The sequence below is a fragment of the Corynebacterium sp. ES2775-CONJ genome (assembly GCF_024814515.1).
Classification (GTDB): domain Bacteria; phylum Actinomycetota; class Actinomycetes; order Mycobacteriales; family Mycobacteriaceae; genus Corynebacterium.
Genome location: NZ_JANUXT010000004.1, coordinates 262,073 through 280,744, shown reverse-complemented (window position 1 = coordinate 280,744; position 18,672 = coordinate 262,073). Strand labels below are relative to the sequence as shown.

17 protein-coding genes and 1 tRNA gene are annotated in these 18,672 nt (G+C 54.9%); 5 read left to right on the top strand and 13 right to left on the bottom strand.

From position 1 onward, the window contains the following. Positions 1-229: 229 nt before the first annotated feature. A tRNA-Lys gene (locus NXT01_RS06825) sits at positions 230-302 on the bottom strand. A gap of 137 nt (positions 303-439) precedes the next feature. After that, positions 440-1,954 carry an acetyl-CoA hydrolase/transferase family protein gene (locus tag NXT01_RS06820; protein WP_259078969.1) on the bottom strand — a complete coding sequence of 505 codons (1,515 nt, stop codon included), beginning with the start codon at positions 1,952-1,954 and terminating at the stop codon, positions 440-442. A gap of 206 nt (positions 1,955-2,160) precedes the next feature. Between NXT01_RS06820 and dusB the strand changes: the two genes are divergently transcribed. Beyond that, a complete protein-coding gene (dusB, locus tag NXT01_RS06815; RefSeq protein ID WP_259078968.1) occupies positions 2,161-3,300 on the top strand; it encodes a tRNA dihydrouridine synthase DusB in 1,140 nt (379 codons plus the stop codon). On the opposite strand, the gene mshD is transcribed toward dusB, so the two are convergent. Further along, positions 3,297-4,193, bottom strand: a complete 897-nt coding sequence (gene mshD, locus NXT01_RS06810; RefSeq protein WP_259078967.1) for a mycothiol synthase — start codon at positions 4,191-4,193, stop codon at positions 3,297-3,299. The genes dusB and mshD overlap by 4 nt on opposite strands. Positions 4,194-4,212: 19 nt before the next feature. On the opposite strand from mshD, the gene NXT01_RS06805 reads away from it, so the two are divergent. Further along, a complete protein-coding gene (locus tag NXT01_RS06805; protein WP_259078965.1) occupies positions 4,213-4,977 on the top strand; it encodes a DUF2993 domain-containing protein in 765 nt (254 codons plus the stop codon). On the opposite strand, the gene NXT01_RS06800 is transcribed toward NXT01_RS06805, so the two are convergent. Further along, on the bottom strand, positions 4,945-5,988 hold the full coding sequence (locus NXT01_RS06800; RefSeq protein ID WP_259079005.1) for a diacylglycerol kinase family protein: 1,044 nt from the start codon (positions 5,986-5,988) through the stop codon (positions 4,945-4,947). The two genes, NXT01_RS06805 and NXT01_RS06800, sit on opposite strands and share 33 nt — an antisense overlap. 47 nt (positions 5,989-6,035) lie before the next feature. Here NXT01_RS06800 and NXT01_RS06795 point away from each other — a divergent pair, with 47 nt between their 5' ends. Beyond that, a complete protein-coding gene (locus tag NXT01_RS06795; protein WP_259078963.1) occupies positions 6,036-6,677 on the top strand; it encodes an FABP family protein in 642 nt (213 codons plus the stop codon). On the opposite strand, the gene NXT01_RS06790 is transcribed toward NXT01_RS06795, so the two are convergent. Then, positions 6,674-7,543: an aminodeoxychorismate lyase gene (locus tag NXT01_RS06790; RefSeq protein WP_259078961.1), complete on the bottom strand. Its 870-nt coding sequence runs from the start codon at positions 7,541-7,543 to the stop codon at positions 6,674-6,676. The genes NXT01_RS06795 and NXT01_RS06790 overlap by 4 nt on opposite strands. A gap of 32 nt (positions 7,544-7,575) precedes the next feature. Between NXT01_RS06790 and NXT01_RS06785 the strand changes: the two genes are divergently transcribed. After that, positions 7,576-8,589, top strand: coding sequence for a folate-binding protein YgfZ (locus NXT01_RS06785; protein ID WP_259078960.1), 1,014 nt, complete (start codon positions 7,576-7,578; stop codon positions 8,587-8,589). 136 nt (positions 8,590-8,725) lie between these two features. Next, positions 8,726-8,902: a DUF3073 domain-containing protein gene (locus tag NXT01_RS06780; RefSeq protein ID WP_259078958.1), complete on the top strand. Its 177-nt coding sequence runs from the start codon at positions 8,726-8,728 to the stop codon at positions 8,900-8,902. A gap of 53 nt (positions 8,903-8,955) precedes the next feature. On the opposite strand, the gene purM is transcribed toward NXT01_RS06780, so the two are convergent. The 8 genes from purM to NXT01_RS06740 all read right to left on the bottom strand — a co-directional run bounded on the left by purM (position 8,956) and on the right by NXT01_RS06740 (position 18,650). Further along, a complete protein-coding gene (gene purM, locus NXT01_RS06775; RefSeq protein ID WP_259078956.1) occupies positions 8,956-10,002 on the bottom strand; it encodes a phosphoribosylformylglycinamidine cyclo-ligase in 1,047 nt (348 codons plus the stop codon). Beyond that, positions 10,002-11,489 carry an amidophosphoribosyltransferase gene (purF, locus tag NXT01_RS06770; RefSeq protein ID WP_259078954.1) on the bottom strand — a complete coding sequence of 496 codons (1,488 nt, stop codon included), beginning with the start codon at positions 11,487-11,489 and terminating at the stop codon, positions 10,002-10,004. Before purF ends, purM begins: the two co-directional genes overlap by 1 nt. Positions 11,490-11,546: 57 nt before the next feature. Next, positions 11,547-11,921 carry a sterol carrier family protein gene (locus tag NXT01_RS06765; RefSeq protein ID WP_259078952.1) on the bottom strand — a complete coding sequence of 125 codons (375 nt, stop codon included), beginning with the start codon at positions 11,919-11,921 and terminating at the stop codon, positions 11,547-11,549. A gap of 2 nt (positions 11,922-11,923) precedes the next feature. Beyond that, positions 11,924-12,595, bottom strand: coding sequence for a hemolysin III family protein (locus NXT01_RS06760; protein WP_259078946.1), 672 nt, complete (start codon positions 12,593-12,595; stop codon positions 11,924-11,926). Between the two features lie 100 nt (positions 12,596-12,695). Continuing rightward, complete coding sequence (purL, locus tag NXT01_RS06755; protein ID WP_259078943.1) at positions 12,696-14,987, bottom strand: phosphoribosylformylglycinamidine synthase subunit PurL; 2,292 nt, start codon at positions 14,985-14,987, stop codon at positions 12,696-12,698. Positions 14,988-15,006: 19 nt separating this feature from the next. Then, positions 15,007-15,678: a phosphoribosylformylglycinamidine synthase subunit PurQ gene (gene purQ / locus NXT01_RS06750; protein WP_259078939.1), complete on the bottom strand. Its 672-nt coding sequence runs from the start codon at positions 15,676-15,678 to the stop codon at positions 15,007-15,009. Then, positions 15,678-15,932, bottom strand: a complete 255-nt coding sequence (gene purS / locus NXT01_RS06745) for a phosphoribosylformylglycinamidine synthase subunit PurS (protein WP_259078934.1) — start codon at positions 15,930-15,932, stop codon at positions 15,678-15,680. Before purS ends, purQ begins: the two co-directional genes overlap by 1 nt. Positions 15,933-16,541: 609 nt before the next feature. Next, positions 16,542-18,650 carry a S9 family peptidase gene (locus NXT01_RS06740; RefSeq protein ID WP_259078932.1) on the bottom strand — a complete coding sequence of 703 codons (2,109 nt, stop codon included), beginning with the start codon at positions 18,648-18,650 and terminating at the stop codon, positions 16,542-16,544. Between the last annotated feature and the right edge of the window lie 22 nt (positions 18,651-18,672).

Sequence of the window (18,672 nt, the reverse complement as noted above, 5' to 3'; positions counted from 1 at the left end):
GCTCACTCGAAAGCTACGAAGACTACGAGGGATATCACTCCCACGCGCGGTGTGATCTACAACACTCGTAATCTAAAATCCTCGGTCCTCCTAGCTGACCTCCACCAGCAAGGTGGGGAGGAATGGGGTATCTGTAAACGCAGCTTTAAAGGCGGGCACCGTGGTGGTTTTCTAGCCTTTAAAGAATATATAGAAAACACCCAGTTGCGTGCGGCAACTGGGTGTTTAGTGGGCCCTCCGGGGCTCGAACCCGGGACCTGCGGATTAAAAGTCCGTAGCTCTACCAGCTGAGCTAAAGGCCCGTGGCGCTAAGCTAGCCTTAGCAACCTCAGTATTATAACGCATTGCCACAATTTACAAAAACAGCTGCTAGAGCCATGGGAATGCTCCCTACCAATGAAACTGGTGAGGGAGCATTATCGGCCTAGATGCTAGTTGATTATTTACGCATAGTGCCGGTCTCAATGAAACGCTCGTGGAAGGATAGAGCAGTCTTGAGATCATGCGGGGTTTGCATGGTCTTGCGCTCCTTAGCCACACGTAGAGCACGCTCGTAGTATTCCTCGAGCAGCGGACGATAATCTGGGTGCGCAATGGCAATAACCTTGCGCGCCCGCTCGGTTGGGGCTAGACCTCTCAGATCAGCGTAGCCATATTCGGTGATGAGAACCTTCACATCTTGCTCGGTGTGGTCCACGTGCGAAACAAATGGCACGATTGCCGAAATAGCCCCACCCTTGGCATCCGATGGGGTGATAAAGGAGGAAATAAAGGCATTGCGGGTGAAGTCTGCGGATCCGCCAACACCGTTCATGATGCGAGATCCGGCCACGTTGGTGGAGTTAACATTGCCGTAGATATCGGCTTCGATTAAACCATTGGTGGCGATGAGGCCAAGACGGCGCACAACTTCAGGATGGTTGGAAATCTGCTGCGGGCGCAGGATGAGGTTCTTCGCGTAGTTCGACGCTTGCTCATTCATCTTGTGCGCATACTCTGGCGACAGCGAGAAGGAAGTAGCGGAGGCGATCGTCATCTTCCCAGCGTCGATAAGATCGACCATGCCGTCCTGGATCACCTCGGTGTAGGCCTGAATATTTTCAAACTTGGAATCGAGCAGGCCTGCCATCACGGCATTCGGCACATTACCCACACCCGACTGCATGATATAGCCGTCATAGCTGAGTCGACCAGCCGCTACCTCGCCTTCGAGGAAGTCCAAGAAGTGGCCGGCAATCTGACGCGATTGATCATCGATGGGCTTGAACGGAGCATTGCGATCTGCGTGGTTAGTCTCTACAACCGCGACCACCTTATCGAGGTCGATATCGATATAGGTGGTACCAACGCGCTGACCAGCCTCGGTAATGGGGATAGGCTGGCGGTTCGGCAATTTGTTGATGCGGTAGATATCGGCCATACCCTCGAGTTCGAGGGACTGCCAGGAGTTCACCTCAATGATAATGCGGGCAGCATTATCGAGGTATTCAACATTATTACCCACCGACGAGGATGGGACGATATGTCCTTCCTCGGTGATGCGTACGGCTTCGACGATGGCCACATCCATGGGCCCAAAGAAGCCCTGCTCAACATACATTCCCGACTCGGAGAGATGATAGTCTGCATAAAGGATGGTGCCGTCGTTAATCTTGCTGCGCAAGATGGGATCGGACTGGTAAGGGGTGCGGAATCGCAGGGCATTGGCCTCGGCCAGAACACCGTCGCAATCGTCGGCGGTGGATGCGCCCGTGAAGAGATCAATCATGAATTCATCGCCGCGCTCGTGGGCTTCCTTCGCGCGACGGGCAATGGCACCAGGGAGAGCCTTAGGGTAGCCGGCACCAGTGAATCCGGAGATGCCCACGTGGTCGCCGTGGTTCACGAATTGTGCAGCCTCATCAGCTGTCATGACCTTGCTAGCCAACTTGGCATTAGCAATACGTTCGTTCATTACAATCCTCCTGTGTACCCCTATACCCATCATGAGCATGGGGGATAAAATAGGTGGCACCCCTTCACGCTAAATGCAACATTTTTCAATAAAGGTGACGCCAGTTACCCGTCCTACTTTACCCCTAAATGGAGAGCAATTCGCGAAACCCGCCCCCGACCCCCAACGGTGGTTAAGCCTGAGGCGTTTATGACAAGATAGCTGCTGTGACTCTCTCAATCGGATCCATTACGCTCAATTCTCCCGTTATCCTCGCACCCATGGCGGGGGTAACCAATATAGCCTTTCGCACCCTGTGCCGCGAACAGGAGCTAGCTCGCACTGGAACCGTAGCTGGGCTGTATATATGCGAGATGATCACCGCACGCGCACTCGTTGAGCGTAACGAAAAAACACTCCATATGACCACCTTCGGACCCGATGAGAGCCCCCGCTCCATGCAGCTGTACACCACCGATCCACACGACACCTACCGTGCGGCACGAATGATCGCCGATGAAAACCTCGCCGACCATATTGATATGAATTTCGGCTGTCCGGTCCCCAAAGTGACCAGGCGCGGTGGTGGATCAGCCCTCCCATATAAGCGGCGACTCTTTGGTAATATCGTCGCGGCTGCGGTTAAAGGAGTCGAAGGAACCGATATTCCCGTGACGGTGAAATTCCGGATCGGCATCGATGATGAGCACCACACCCATATCGACGCAGGACGCATTGCCTACTCTGAGGGCGCTCAAGCTGTGGCTTTACATGCTCGCACAGCAGCGGAACGCTATTCGGGCCATGCTCACTGGGATGAGATCGCCAGACTAAAGGAATCGCTTCCCGAAATTCCTGTCTTAGGTAACGGTGATATCTTTAAGGCTCATGACGCGCAGGCCATGATGGAGCAAACGGGCTGTGACGGCGTGGTGGTGGGACGTGGCTGTCTCGGACGCCCCTGGCTCTTCGCCGAATTATCGGCCGCCTTAAATAATAAGCCCATCCCACTCAGCCCTACTCTCGGCGAGGTAACCGAGATCATTACCCGCCATGCAGAATTACTCATAGCCCACGACGGAGAAGCAAAGGGGTGCCGTGACCTGCGCAAACATATGGGCTGGTATTTCCGAGGCTTTCCGGTGGGCGGCGAGGCTCGCGCAGAACTGTCGCGCATTAGTACGCTGGCGGAGTTGCATAGCGCTCTCAAACCCTTCGCGGATTCTCCTGCACGAGCCCTCGACTCGGAGGGGCCACGGGGGCGCCAGGGATCACCGGCGAAGGTGGTGCTCCCTGAAGGCTGGCTCGATGATCCCGAGGACGAATCAGTACCCGAGGGCGCAGATATTATGCACTCTGGCGGTTAAGTTAAGGCTTTAGTCCTCCCCTCGGTCTGGCGATAGACTACGTGACGTTCGATAATCTCAAAGCCCATTTCCCGGTAGCGCCGGACCGCGGGCTCATTATCACTTTCAACATAAAGGATCACTCGTTGGGCTCCCTGGGACACGAGGTGCTGCAGACCCGCTGCGACTAGTGGCCCACCGAGGCCACGCCCGCGCCCAGCGGTGGCGAGGCCTACCACATAAATTTCTCCCGGAGCACCCTCATCGAGGTTGCCGTGGCGCTTGAGCCAGTGGAAGCCGATGAGCTCGCTCCCCTTTTTGAGCAGCAATACGTCTTCGTACCGAAACCACGCCGCCGATCGCGCGGAATCGAGGCGGGTCTGATCCCATCCACCCTGTTCGGGGTGCCAGTCAAAGGCCTCATTATTAACGCGTAGGAATTCTAAGTCACCGTGGGGATCATTGGGCTGCATATGCTCAAAGCGAAGTCCGTGCTCAAGCTTAAAGGAAACCGCGCCAGCCAAATTTTCGCCATCGATTTCCATCACCAGCAGCTCTCTGGTTTTGTTCAAATTAAGTCGCGCTGCGATCTTCTGGGCGGGGGCTAGATCTCCATGAGCCCACATTTCGTGTATACCTCTAGCGATCTGTTGCCCCACACCTCGGTTGCGAAAGACAGGTGCGACGAAAAACTCGGCGACCCCCTCCTCATCGGTGATCACTAGCCCGGCGCGCTGATCGTCCACCCGAATTTCTTCCAAGTCACCGGGCGCTTTACCCTCAAGAATGCGCATATACCCCTCTGAGATGGGGGCAATATGATCGTGGGCATAGACTTCTTCAATGAGGTCTTTCAGCGCCGAGTGATCGGCTTCTGTATGGACACGGTGTACGAGGTTTTCGTTGTGGGTCATAGACCCTACCTTAATTGGTGTGGCGCGCTCTGTGTCATTCTGTCATGATGATGAGGTGCGTGCTCGTTATCTTTTCCTCATCAGCGTGGTAGCAGCTGTGCTTTTAGCATGGGCCGGTGACACAGCGTTGGCGGCACGGACTGAGCGGCGGCTAGCGGAACACCTTCCCGCCGGCACGGAGGTTTATGTTGGCGGCTTTCCCTTCGTGGGCAACTATGTCAGGGAAGATATCCCCGATATGTATATCGCTTTTAATGATATTAATTATCCGCCGTGGGGGTTGCTGCGCATTAGTCAGAATTTTCTTGGGGTTAACACCACCGTTGAGCGCCTAAATCAGGGTGAGCTTGCGGGAAGTATGGCCAAGCAAGTGCGTACTCGGATCAACGTGGATGCGGTGAGTATTGGAGCTGCGCTGGGTATTCCCGATGTGGAGCTCATGCATCCTTACGATATTTCGCCGAGAGGCGGAGACAGTGCCGAAGTGGTGTTACGTGGCACGCCTGAGCAGATCGGCCAGCGCTACGCGGTGCTGGCGCACATTCGTTTGGATAATGGAGTTTTTCAACTGATTCCGCATCACCTTATCGACGCCCCTCCTCGGGTGGATACGGAGCTTCTCGCGCCCTTTAGATGGTCTTTTGATACCCGGGAGTTACCTTTACCACAGCAAGCGGATGCTGTCGCCTACTCTGGGGGTTCCCTCGTCTTTGAGTGTACACAGCGAGGTGTACCCGTTAAGGTTGGGCCTTTATACCCGAATATCGAAAAAGCGCAGTACTAACCGCACCGCCGACTCGGGGCTAGCGGGAATTTTCTTCGGTGGAGAGTAGATATCGAGGGCGCTGGGGACGACGCCGAGGTGTACGTGATCGTATTCGCCCGCAAATTCGCCGTCAACTTGAAAACTTTGCGGGGCATCGCAGTGAATATCTACGGAATCAACGTTGTCGGTGACAAAAATACGGCTGTTAATCCAGCGCTTTATTGCCCCTGGGAGCGCGATCCCGAGCATCCTCATCACAGCAAAGACACCGACTACTCCATCGAGGCTACGAGCTCCGAAAAGACCAATTCCTAGCGCGAAAGAGGTACGCGGATTGGTTACCACGGGGAGGGGGCCTAGATAAGTCCATGGGTGTGTATTGGACGCCATCACAAAGGGCAACCGTTCGCTGTATATAGCCCCGTCCAAGGTGCTGGCTTTTAGTTTGATACTCGGAGGATAGCGGCGAGTGGTATTCCACACGTGGAAGGCGGCGCGTAGATAGCGCAGCGGGGTGGCGGCGAATCCGCTCCTGCGCACTCGCTCCATTTTCTCGATCACATCAGCGTCTAATCCGAAACCAGCGTTGACTACAAACCATTGATCGTTCCAGGTCCCTAGATTGAGTTTTTCACAGGCTACCGCGCGATCATGGGCGAGTAATTCGGCTAAGACCTCAGCAGCCTGGATCGATTCTGGTGGGAATCCCAGGGCGCGAACGAAGACGTTGGCAGAACCAGTGGGGATTATTGCGACAGCTGGTAGCTGCTCTGGAGGGCGTTGACTACCAACTGGGCCTAAGAGGCCGTTGACTAATTCGTTGACAGTCCCGTCGCCGCCGACGCCAATAACGACGTCGGCATCCTCCCGCGTGAGGCCGGAGCAAATATCTCGGGCATGTCCTGGGTGGTGAGTGAAACGCGCCTTAAGCTGGAGTCCTGGAACCGCGAGTAACTTAGGAATAATATGGCGAAATATTTCCGAGTTTTGAGTCGTGGAATTAGGGTTGACAATGATCAGCGCCTTCATGACCACCACAATAGTCTTCAGCACCCGATTTGGTAGGCTAATGCCTTATGAATAACCCAGATCAATCTGCATCTATGTCTCTGTCTGGATCCGAGGCGGTCGATCGCGCCGCCGAGCAGTGGAAAGATTGCGCCCACCGCAATATTCCAGGACTTGGGGATCTTCCCATCCCAGACGACACCGCCAACCTCCGCGAAGGCCCCAGCCTTAACGATGGATTGCTCGCACTGCTGCCACTGGTCGGGGTATGGCGTGGCACTGGGAAGGGTATCGACGAGACTGGAACTCATTTTGAATTCGGCCAGCAGCTCGTCTTCTCCCATGATGGCGAGAATTATCTCGGGGTTGAATCTAAGATCTGGAAAACCGATGACATGGGCGAATCTTTGGGGATTTTCGCTCGTGAATCTGGATTTTGGCGCATTAATCTTCAAGACGAAATTGAAGTAATTCTCACTCATAGTCTCGGCGCCGTGGAGATATTCTATGGTGAGCCCCTCAATGAGCGAGCCTGGCAGATCGAATCCGCTTCCACGATGGTAACCGCCACGGGGCCGGGAAAAATGGGGCCTGGAAAACGCCTCTATGGACTTATGCCCAATAACAATCTGGGTTGGGTAGATGAGCGCCATGTCAATGGTGAGCTCACCCCTCGTATGTCCGCGGAACTAGCCCGCGTCATCGGCTAACGCCGCGTGGCTTTCTCGATGAGTTTGCGCACCTCGGCCTCGTTGTCGGGGGCTGCAAGCTCATCACCGTTGAGCGAGCGAATGCGCGCTCCGCGGCGGACTGAACTGATGAGCCACACGCTATCAGCCTTATAGAGATCGTCGAGGGTGATCTCGCGCTCCCCGCAGCGCCACCCTTTTTCTGTCGCGTATTCAAAAAGCGCCTGTTGGGTAGTGCCAGGCAGAACATTGGGGTTAGAGCTTGGGGTGCGAATCTTATTTCCGCGCACTGTTATTAGATTGCTCGTGGCACCCTCCAGCACGATATCCCCATCTGTATACAGCACATCGTCGTAGCCATGAGCCCTAGCCCACCGTAGCGCCGCCATAGTTGCGGCATAACTGAGTGTTTTTGCTCCACCGGCTAGCCACGGGGCATTCTCAGGATTGGTGATCACAAAACCTCGCGGAGTGGTCAGCACTGCCACACCCTGCTCGCGCTGCATAATGACCTGCTCAGAAACTGGGTTGACGGTCAGCCATGCACTCGGGATCCCCGTGCTCGCGCGCCCCCGGCTGAGGGTCCAAGTAATAGTGCCTTCGACCTCCGTGCCCCATAATTCGGCGGCCTCTTCGGTTGCTCGACGCCAATCTTTTTCAATCGGATGGGGCAAGTCAAGGAGTTCTGCCGAGCGGGTGAAGCGGCTAAAATGCCGATCGAAATTGCGCGGTTTTCCTTTACGCAGCAGCACTGTTTCAAAGATGCCATCGCCGCGGGTGACGGCGGCATCATCGGCGTAAATAAAGGGGAGATTGATATTATGGTTGCGGATCGAACCTCCGAAGGGTTCGATCGCGAGCATCAATGGAGCGGGAATTGTTGCCATGAATGTCACTTTAATCGCTACCATGGGTTTATATGAGTCTTTCTTCCCCTCTACTTTCCCTCCCTGGCGCCCAAGAGTTGCCCGATGCCCATCCAAGCTGGGCGCACGTTGCCTGGCATTACGGAGATCCGCTGTCTGAGCAGCGCTATTTGGAATCTCAAGCCTTCGTCGATCGCTGGCAGCGCGGGGTCGTAGAAGTTGCGGGGCCTGATGCGAATGAATTTCTCAATAATTTATTATCCCAAGAATTTCTCAACCCCACCCCCGATACCTACCTTAGTGCGCTCGATCTTTCCGCCCAGGGCCGCATTATCAACCAGATGGATGTGCTCTATCACGGGGGTGTTTTCTACCTCGATTCCGCGCTCGCCGAACAGCTCTACGACTATTTACACTCCATGATCTTTTGGTCTCAGGTAGAGGTCACCATGAGTGACAAGAAAGTACTTTCCGTCTTCGGCGGTTATGCTGGCGCGCATCCGCACCGCCAAGGACCATTCGGGCGCACCGATGTGCTTATCGACTCCGCCCTTTACCGCGACGTGGTCGACGAGGAGCTGCGTGGCCGGGGCTACCAGCCTGTTGGACTCATGGCCTATGAGGCGTGGCGGGTGCGCCACGTCATGCCCGACGTCGCCCAGGACCTCGATGCAACATCCATTCCCCATGAGTCTCCTCACCTCATTGAATATGCCGTTCACCTCAACAAAGGCTGCTATCGAGGGCAGGAAACTGTCGCTCGGGTGGAGAATCTAGGCCGAAGCCCTCGAGTCATTGTCATGGTTCACCTCGATGGTTCGGCACCCGAGCTACCCGCCCCAGGTATGGATATTGCAGGCAGCAGGCGCACGGTGGGCCGAATCGGTACTGTTGTGCACGATTGCGACTATGGTCCCATTGCTTTAGCTGCGATCAAGCGTTCGGCTTTAGATGGTCCCCTCAAGGCTGGCGAGTGCGCATTGTCAGTTGATCCAGATAGCATTCCGCCAGAAAATAACGACCAGGCGGGCAGGCGCGCAATCGAGCGCTTACGCAACCCTTTTTAAGCAGGTCGTGGGCTTAGCGGGACAAAGCGCGATAAAAAGGCTATTCTATGTGAATAGGACACACGTTTTTTTAAAGCCAATGGAGCTCTCCCCACCCCGGGGATTCTTGCTCCGCTTATACCAAGGGGGTCATGCCATGGGTCGCGGTCGCGCGAAGGCAAAGCAGACCAAGGTTGCACGTCAGTTAAAATACAGCACTCCAGAAATGGATCTGGATTCTCTCCAGCGGGAGCTGGCGCGAAAGCGGGAAGAGCGCAGAAATAACGGGGACTACTCCGATTATCCTGATGATCCCGAGTGGACCGAGAGATAGACTAAAAACCCTCAGCGCTCCCTTTATGCTAGAAAGGGAGCGCTGAGGGTTTTTTAGTGCTCGCCACTTAAGATAACGTAGCGATCATCATCGGCAGGACGGATCTGTCCGAGCACCCATGCATCAATGTGACGGGCTGCGAGAATTGCGAGAGCGCGGTCAAGATCTTCTGGCGCCACCACGGCCACCATTCCTACGCCCATATTGAAGGTTTTCTCCATCTCAGCGACCGACACCTTACCCACTCGTTGGATGAGGCGGAAGATGGGGCCAGGAGTCCAGGTGGCGCGACTTAATTCAGCGACGAGGCCGTGCGGGATGACCCTCTCGAGGTTCGCTGCGAGGCCCCCTCCAGTGACATGGCAGAAGGTGCGGATCTCACATTCGTCAATAAGCGCGAGGCAGTCTTTGGCATAAATACGGGTGGGCTCTAATAGCTCCTCGCCTAAGGTGCGATCGAGTTCCTCAACGAAACCGTCAAGCGGTAGCCCGGCTTTATCGAGCAAGACGTGACGCGCGAGCGAGTAGCCATTGGAATGCAGCCCCGAGGCTGCCATTGCTATCACCTGATCGCCGGCGCGCACGCGATCTGGCCCCAACAGATCGCGGGCTTCAACGACCCCAACTGCGGTCGCCGAGACATCATATTCCCCAGGTTCCATCAACCCGGGATGCTCGGCGGTTTCACCACCTAGAAGAGCACAACCAGCCTGCACGCAGCCCTCCGCGATCCCCTCAACAATTTGGGCTACATGCTCCGGCACTACTTGGCCAACGGCGATATAGTCTTGTAAAAAGAGCGGCTCTGCTCCACAGACGACGAGGTCATCGACGCACATAGCCACAAGATCAATACCGATCGTATTGTGGATATCGAGAGCTTGAGCAATAGCTACCTTGGTTCCTACTCCATCTGAGCCGGCCGCTAAGATAGGCTCCTCATATTTTCCTAAGGCAAAAAGCCCCGCAAAACCGCCAAGGCCGCCGCGCACTTCGGGGCGCGTGGCCCGCTTGGCCAGCGGGGCGAAAAGCTCAACGGCTTGATCTCCTGCCTCGATGCTGACTCCCGCTGCTGCGTAGGACATATTATCGTCGCTCATTATTCTCCTCTATCTTCGGTGCCACCACACGAACCCCGTTTAATGGCAGATACTAATTCAGCATTAATATTTCCCTTGGGCAAACCCAAAGAATAGTTCCCATCGAAACAGGCTATACATAGATCCTGCGACGGCTGATGCGTCGCCGCCACCATCCCCTCCTGGGAAACAAAACCCAGAGAATCTGCCCCTATAGCCTGACAGACGCTAGTGACCATTTCGTCGACACCGGATACCACATTGGCGATTAATTCCCCGGGGCTCGCGAAGTCAATGCCATAGAAACAAGGCCATTTCACCGGCGGTGACGCGATACGCACATGCACCTCGCTCGCGCCTGCCTCGCGGAGCATGCGAATGAGGGCACGCTGGGTATTCCCGCGCACGATTGAATCATCCACCACGATTAGTCGCTTGCCTTCGAGAACCTCACGGAGAGGGTTCAATTTGAGTCGAATTCCTAGCTGGCGCAGAGTTTGGGAGGGCTGAATGAACGTTCGGCCCACATAGGCGTTTTTAACGAGGCCCTGACCAAAGGGGATGCCAGAGGCTTGGGCATAACCCACGGCAGCTGGTACCCCCGATTCTGGAACAGGAATCACTAGATCCCCATCAGCGGGCCATTCTTTAGCCAGTCTTCGCCCGATCTCAAGGCGTGCGGCATTCACGGAGCGGCCATTGATCACTGAGTCAGGGCGAGCTAGATACACGTACTCAAAGACACAGGACTTTCTCTCCCCCTGGGCAAAGCGCTCGGAGTGAATTCCACTGGCGTCAATGGCTAGCAGTTCTCCGGGCTCGATATCGCGAACAAACGACGCACCCACGATATCGAGCGCACACGTTTCAGAGGCCACGACCCAACCGGCATCCAACCGCCCTAAACACAGCGGCCTAACCCCCTGCGGATCGCGGGCGGCATAGAGCGTTGTGCCATCGGTGAAGGTTAAACAAAAAGCACCCTTGAGCCTAGGCAAAAGGGTGCGTGCAGATTCCAGAAGGCTGGTGCGCTGGGAAATACTATGCGCTAATAAACCCGTGATGACATCGGAGTCGGAGGGTTGCGTCGCCTTATCAACCAACCTCATCGCGTGGGCTTGATCGAGCAGGTCTAGGTAGTTGACGATATTGCCGTTGTGCGCCAGTGCGATATCGGTGCCATCGGGGGCAACCCGAAACATGGGCTGAGAATTTGCCCACGTCACCCCGCCTGCGGTGGAATAACGGGTATGCCCGATGGCCACATCACCGTGGAGGGACTCTAAGGTTTGTTCATCGAAAATCTGCGAGACGAGTCCGAGATCTTTGAATACTACTACTTGTTGGCCATCGCCGACCGCAATGCCCGCGGCTTCTTGGCCGCGATGTTGTAGGGCAAAAAGCCCGAAATACGTGAGTTTTGATACTTCTTCGCCTGGGGCCCAGACTCCGAATACCCCACACTCTTCGCGAGGTGCGGATTCTGATAAATCATCATAAGCGCTCATAGGCGTCTTTTTATCTGCCACTTAGACAATGGTAGCCGATGCAGACGCCTTGCACGGTCACCTAGCAGAAACTTTCACAATGGGTAGGTACCCACTGATTTCTTGTGCCCGTGTGCCTGAGGCGGAAATCCTCGGATTATCTGCGAATTCTTCTAAACCGCACGCCAATCTTAACCACGTCTTGGGGTCCATTTCTACAATATTTGGTGGTGTGCCACGGGTATGGGCAGGGCCTGGGATGCACTGGATAGCAGCAAAGGGCGGCACCCTCACTTCCACCGATGCCCCGGGGGCGATGGTCTCAAGCGTATACAGTGTGGCACGGCAGGCTGCTGCTAGCGCGGCTCGTGGCGGCTGTTGGTCAGTGGCTTCGATAATCCACGAGTAAATAGCCATGACGGCCTCACGAGGAGGTGGGAGTTTTCTTGCCATCTCTAGGCCACCAAGATCCACACGGCAATCAGGTGCAAGGTAGCGGCGATTACGGTTGCAAGATGAAAATGCTCGTGATAGCCGAAAAGTTTTGCCTTCCTACCGGGCCACTTAAGCGCATAGAAGAGCGCACCTAAGGTATATACCACTCCCCCTGCGGCGAGGAGCCATATGACCGTGGGGCCGGCAAAATCTAAAATCGCCGGAATGATTGGGACAGCCGCCCAGCCTAGTCCGAGATACACTACCACGTCGAATACCTTGTAGTGCGGAATAAAAGTCAGCAGCACACTGATGAGCGCCGCTGCCCAAATTCCATAAAGCATCCAGTGCCCGGGCAGCGTAATGACGACAACGGGGGTATAGGTCGCGGCGATAAATAAGGCGATCGTTGCATGATCGGCGGTCTGCCAGTAACTCACCGCCCGAGCGCTGCGCCACGGACCTCGATGGTATGCGGCCGAAATTCCGAATAAAGCGACGACCCCAACCGAATAAATTGTGACGGCTAGGCCAATCGGCCATGGGTGGTTGATCCATGTATAAGTGGTGAGAACGGTAACAGCAATACTGAAGGCATACGCGGCATAAAAATGATAGAGGCCACGCGCGGCGGGACGATCCCCGCGGTCTAATCGCCATGTAGTGATGGGCACCAGATTATCGGCCGACATGAGTCCTGCTTTCTTCTTTTAAACTACCTCCTTCGATTAAAGCCGCCACCACGGCATAAAAACAAGGCACCGGCAGAAAAAACCGGTGCCTTATCTTTAATTAGGCTACAACCGAGTTAGCCCCAACTGCGTGGCCGAAAAGCCGTGGCAGTGTGTCAGACCACGCCTCTTTAAGCTCAGCAACAGGGATGGAGAATTCCACATCATGCTGGCGAATATTAAGAGAACCGCACCCGCAAGTATGACCAATCTTCACGCAAGGAATGCCTAATTCACTCGCCCGCTGTTCCACGTCCTCACCCCGCGAGGTAGCGACCACTACGCGCGACGCCGATTCCGAGAATAGCGCCGTGAATAGATCCAACTCCACAGCACTTAAATCAATATTAAGACACTTTGGGGAGTGAATGGCTAGTTCGGCGAGGCTGGTGCCCAATCCGCCTTCCGAAAGATCATGCGCGGCAGTAACAAGGGAAGTATCGGCGAAGAACTCTACCAATTTTTCCTCATTTCGCAGATCAATATGAGGGGGAAGTCCATTAAGGCCCGCACCTGAAAGCTGCTGCCATATCGAGCCACCGAATTCATCGAATGTTTCCCCCAACAGATAGATCTCTTCCACCTGATCAGTAGGGCCTAAACGATTGGGGATAGAGTGCTCGACATTGTCAATCACTCCTAAAACACCCACGACGGGGGTAGGCAGGATGGCTTCCGAGCCGGTTTGGTTATAGAAGGACACGTTGCCACCGGAAACGGGAATTCCCAGCTCCTGAGCACCATCGGCTAGGCCATGCACTGCCTCTCGGAATTGCCACATAACTTCGGGATCCTCGGGTGAACCGAAATTTAGGCAGTTTGTGACTGCTACCGGTCGAGCACCAGTAACTGCGACGTTGCGATACGCTTCAGCGAGAGCAAGGCGAGCACCTGTATTCGGGTCAAGCTTGGTATAACGCCCAGAGGCGTCAGTAGAGATAGCCACACCGCGCTTTGTTGCTTCGTCAATACGCAACACTCCAGCATTGGCGTGCTGGGCCTGCACGGTATTGCCGCGCACATAGCGATCATACTGTTCAGTAATAAAAGCTCTCGAACACAAAGCCGGCGAGGCGATCATATCCAGCAAAACCTGGCGCATCTCGGCAGCCTCGCTCGGCTTTTTCACCCCGGTGAAGCGCTGGATATCGTCCTGGTCGGCGGGGCGGGAGAAGGGCCGCTCATAGACCGGGCCTTCGTGGGCGATCGTATGAGCTGGTGCGTCCACCACCACCTCGCCGCGATGACGGATGATGAGGTGTTCGCCATCTGTCACCTCACCGATCTCGGCACAGGTGACATCCCAGTGAGCACAGATCTCGCGGAAGCGCTCCACATCCTCGGGACGCACCACGGCACACATACGCTCCTGAGACTCCGAGCACAGAATCTCGGCGGCAAGCATATTGGCCGCCCGTAGCGGCACTGCATCGAGGTTGATCTCCATTCCACCATCTCCGGCGGCCGCTAGCTCTGAGGTCGCGCAGGACAACCCCGCACCGCCAAGATCCTGGATGCCCACAACCACACCTGCCCGGTATAGGTCGAGGCAGCATTCGATCAGCACCTTCTCTGCGAAGGGGTCCCCCACCTGAACGGCCGGCAATTTCCGCTCAGCCCCCTCCTCAAAGGTATCGGAGGCTAAAACTGAGACACCTCCAATGCCGTCGAGCCCGGTGCGCGAGCCGAAGAGCATGACTTTATTGCCTAAGCCCGAGGCGAAGGCAAGTTTTAATTCATCTACCTTGAGAGTACCCACGCACAGGGCATTGACTAAAGGATTGCCAGCATAGGATTCATCGAAGACGGTTTCTCCACCAATATTGGGTAAACCCAAACAGTTGCCATAATGGGAAATACCGTCCACCACACCTGGTAGCACCCGCGAGGTATCAGGGGCATCGGCGGGGCCGAAGCGAAGCTGATCCATCACTGCAATGGGGCGCGCTCCCATGGCCATAATATCGCGGACGATACCTCCAACCCCCGTCGCTGCACCCTGATGCGGCTCCACATAGGAGGGGTGATTATGGGATTCGACGCGGAAAGTCACGGCGTTACCATCACCGATATCAACCACACCGGCGTTCTCCCCGATGCCGGCGAGAATCTTCTCGCTCATTTGCTTCGTGGTGGTTTCCCCGAAGTAGCGCAGGTGCACCTTTGATGATTTATACGAGCAGTGCTCCGACCACATCACCGAATACATTGCTAATTCGGCATCGGTGGGGCGCCGCCCCAGAATCTCTTTGATTCGGGCGTACTCATCATCTTTGAGACCCAGCGAGGCGTAGGGCTGCTCGAGATCTGGGGTGGAAAGGGCATGGTCCACGGTGTCGTTAAAAGTAGTCATGAAATTCTCCTCAATATTCTTAAGCACCGATGGATCCAACAGCGGAGAGGAATAATTCCAATCCGTCGACCGAGGGGCCTGTTAACGTTTCGATGGCGTGCTCTGGGTGAGGCATCAACCCCACCACGCGCCCATTGGCACTCGTAATACCGGCAATGGCATTGATGGAGCCGTTGAAGTTATCGGTATAGCGGAAGACAACTCGGCCCTCTCCTTCGAGCATGTCTACAGTGTCCTGTGACGCTTGGAAGCGACCTTCGCCGTGCTTAGCAGGGACGAGGATGCGGGAGCCTTCGGAGAGTGTATTCGTCCACGCAGTATCTGCACGCACGACCTCGAGGTAGGTATCAACGCAATGGAAATGCAATCCTTGGTTTCTCGTCAGTGCGCCAGGGAGGAGGTGAGCCTCGGTGAGGATTTGGAATCCATTGCAAATTCCCAGCACAGGCATGCCCTTAGCAGCCTGTTCGATGACTGATTGCATCACAGGCGCCAATGCCGAGATCGCTCCACTACGCAGGTAGTCTCCATAAGAAAAGCCTCCAGGCACAACCACCGCATCGACTCCCTTGAGATCGTGGTCTGCGTGCCAGAGGCTTATGGCTTCTGCGCCGGCATATCTCACCGCGCGTGCTGCATCGACATCGTCGAGTGTGCCAGGAAAAGTAATAACTCCGATCTTCGCGCTCATTATTGGGCTGCTCCCGTGGCTGCTTCGAAAACGATATCGAATTCTTCGATCACAGTATTGGTCAGCAAGGTTTCGGCCATATGCTCAAGCTCTTCAGTACTAATATTCTCGTCTACCTCTATTTCGAAGCGCTTGCCTTGTCGCACATCTGTGATTCCCTTTATGTTCAGGCGTCCTAGCGCTCGAACAACGGCTTGGCCCTGGGGATCGAGAATCTCCGCTTTGGGCATAACATTTACTACTACACGGGCCACCTTGCACGCTCCTTGGCTATCGCCGTTCAGTACTATTTTCCAAGGTGTGCCAGAGCGCACACCACGGGTGAAACTTTACCCTGTGCGCTGGAAGTATGAGCCATTTTTCCCAAAGATCCTCACGCCCCCTATTCACCATGTCACAAGCGAACGAAGAAAACTCTTCCAGTTGCGATCTTGGGAGATGAGTTGGCTACCGCAGCGAGGGTAAAACGGATACCTGTTCACCCCACCGCGAATGAGCTATTAACAAACTTCTAGCCAACCACAACCCAACCACAATCAAACCCAGTTTCTGTCATTTTTATGACCAGCTTGAAAAATATGCGGATTCTGGAAGATCTGGGCATTATAGGCAGCGTGGGATAACGCACTTCCTATACCCAGATAAGACCTACAAACTGGGCCTCTACCCACAATTACGCTCACCTCGTGGTGGGCCACCTCGTTGCCAGCATCAGTATGGAGAATATCAGCCTCGTCATTAACTCCCCATATGGTGCCAAAGCCCTTTTTCGCGCCCTTGATCAGAACCTTCTAAAGGAACGGTCAGTACCGACGATTGAGCAAAAAAGTACCCGCACTCTTAATGAGTACGGGTACGTTCAACTATTTTTCGAGGCCGGTGGCCTGATTAATAAGCCAAGCGTATTCGAAGGCGGATTGCCGCCATGATTCATAGCGGCCGGAGACGCCTCCGTGGCCGGCCACCATCTCAGTTTTCAACAAGAAGGTGCCACCGGTCGCGGTCTCGCGCAGCCGGGCGATCCATTTCGCAGGCTCCACGTAAAACACTCGGGTGTCGTTAAGTGAGGTGGTAGCTAGAATATTGGGGTATTTTTGGGGCGCAATATTCTCATATGGCGCATAGGAAGCCATATATTCATAGACTTCTTGGCTCTCCAAGGGATTACCCCACTCTTCCCACTCTCCCACCGTTAACGGTAGCTCCGGCTTCAACATGGAGGTCAGGGGATCAACAAATGGCACATCGGCCTCTATGGCGCAAAAGCGATCGGGAGCCATATTTGCCACAGCGCCCATGAGAAGGCCGCCAGCGGAACCACCATTAGCTACCAGCATCTCTGGCTGAGTAATACCCTGTTCAATGAGGGCATCGGCTACCGCAATGAAGTCCGTAAAAGTATTCATCTTGTGCAGGATTTTGCCGGTGTTATACCACTCGCGACCCATTTCACCACCGCCACGGATATGGGCGACCGCGAAAATCATGCCTCGATCGAGCAGTGATAGGCGGAGCACGCTAAAGCCGGGCTCCATGCTCGCCTCATACGAGCCGTATCCGTAAAGCAAGGTGGGGTTTGGGCGGCTGATATCCATATCGGCACGGTGGACAATGGAAACGGGAATGGCAACTCCATCTGCAGCTTCGACCCACATCCGCTTGGAAATATAGTTGCTGCGATCATAGCCGCCCTCGATCTCCTGTTCTTTCAAGAGAGTGAAGTTTCTACTTGCTACGTGGTAGTCGAAAAGCCTAGAAGGGGTGGTAAAGGAGGTATAGCTCACCCGCACGACGGGAGCCTCCCATTGAGGATTACCTCCGATGCCGACGGAGTAGAGTTCTTCATCAAAGGTGAGCTCTCGAAGTTCACCAAAACTAGTGTCACTGATCTCCATAACCCCGGCGCGTCCTATACCACCTGAGCGGTAGCCCACAAAGAGGAAATCGCGGTAGCAATCCACCCCATCGATGCGAGCGCTATCATTATGAGCGATCAATTCCCTGGCTGTGCCGAAGTCTAGGGGTTGGCCGACTGGACTATACGCTAGGGAGAAATTGGGGCCGAAAGCATTGTGCGTGACCACCCACATATCGTCACCAGCTACGACGGCGTGGTCAACTTCGTATTCGATATCGGCTTCGCGGGGTCGAATGCATACAAATTCCCCCTCGGGTTCGTTGGTATCGAGGTACCAGGTCTCAGAGCTAGTACGCGAGCTCACTCCGATAATGAGATATTTTTCGCTGCGCACTGAGCCAATACCGACACTAAAACGTTCGTCATCCTCGTAAAATACGCGAACGTCTTCGTCTACAGGGCTTCCGATCTTGTGGCGCCAGATGGAATCTGCACGCCACGCCTCATCCACGCGGGTATAGAAGATATACTCCTCGCCAATCCAGGTAGCGCCATAGTGAATGTCACTCAGAGTATCCTCGAGCAGCGTCCCAGTTTTTAAATCTTTAATGCGCAGCGTAAAGCGCTCGTCTCCCTGGGTGTCGGTGGAGTATGCAAGGTAGCGGCCACTCTTGGTGATGCTGGTGGCACCGAGCGCAAAAAACTCCTGTCCGTCTGCGAGCTCATTCAGGTCCAGCAAGACTTCCTCGCCTGGCACCTCTCCGGTATCTGGAATCACGGGTGGCGTCCAGGTGTCGGCACCGGGGGTTACGCGGACTCGGCAGGAAATGCCGTAACTTTTTCCTTCTTCGGTGCGCGAATAATACCAATGTTCACCCATGCGCTGGGGCACCGACATATCGGTTTCTTTCACTCGCGCCTTGAGCTCGGAAAAGATAGCTTCGCTCAAGGGAGTCAGATGCTCGGTGTGCTGTGCAGTATAAGCGTTTTCAGCCTCGAGATAGCTAATGGTCTCAGGATCTTCTTTTGCCCGCAGCCATTCATAGTTATCAACAAAATCGATTCCATGAACAGTGCGGACTATGGGTTTTTTCTTAGCAACAGGGGCATTCATAGCCCACATAGTACTGCCCTGA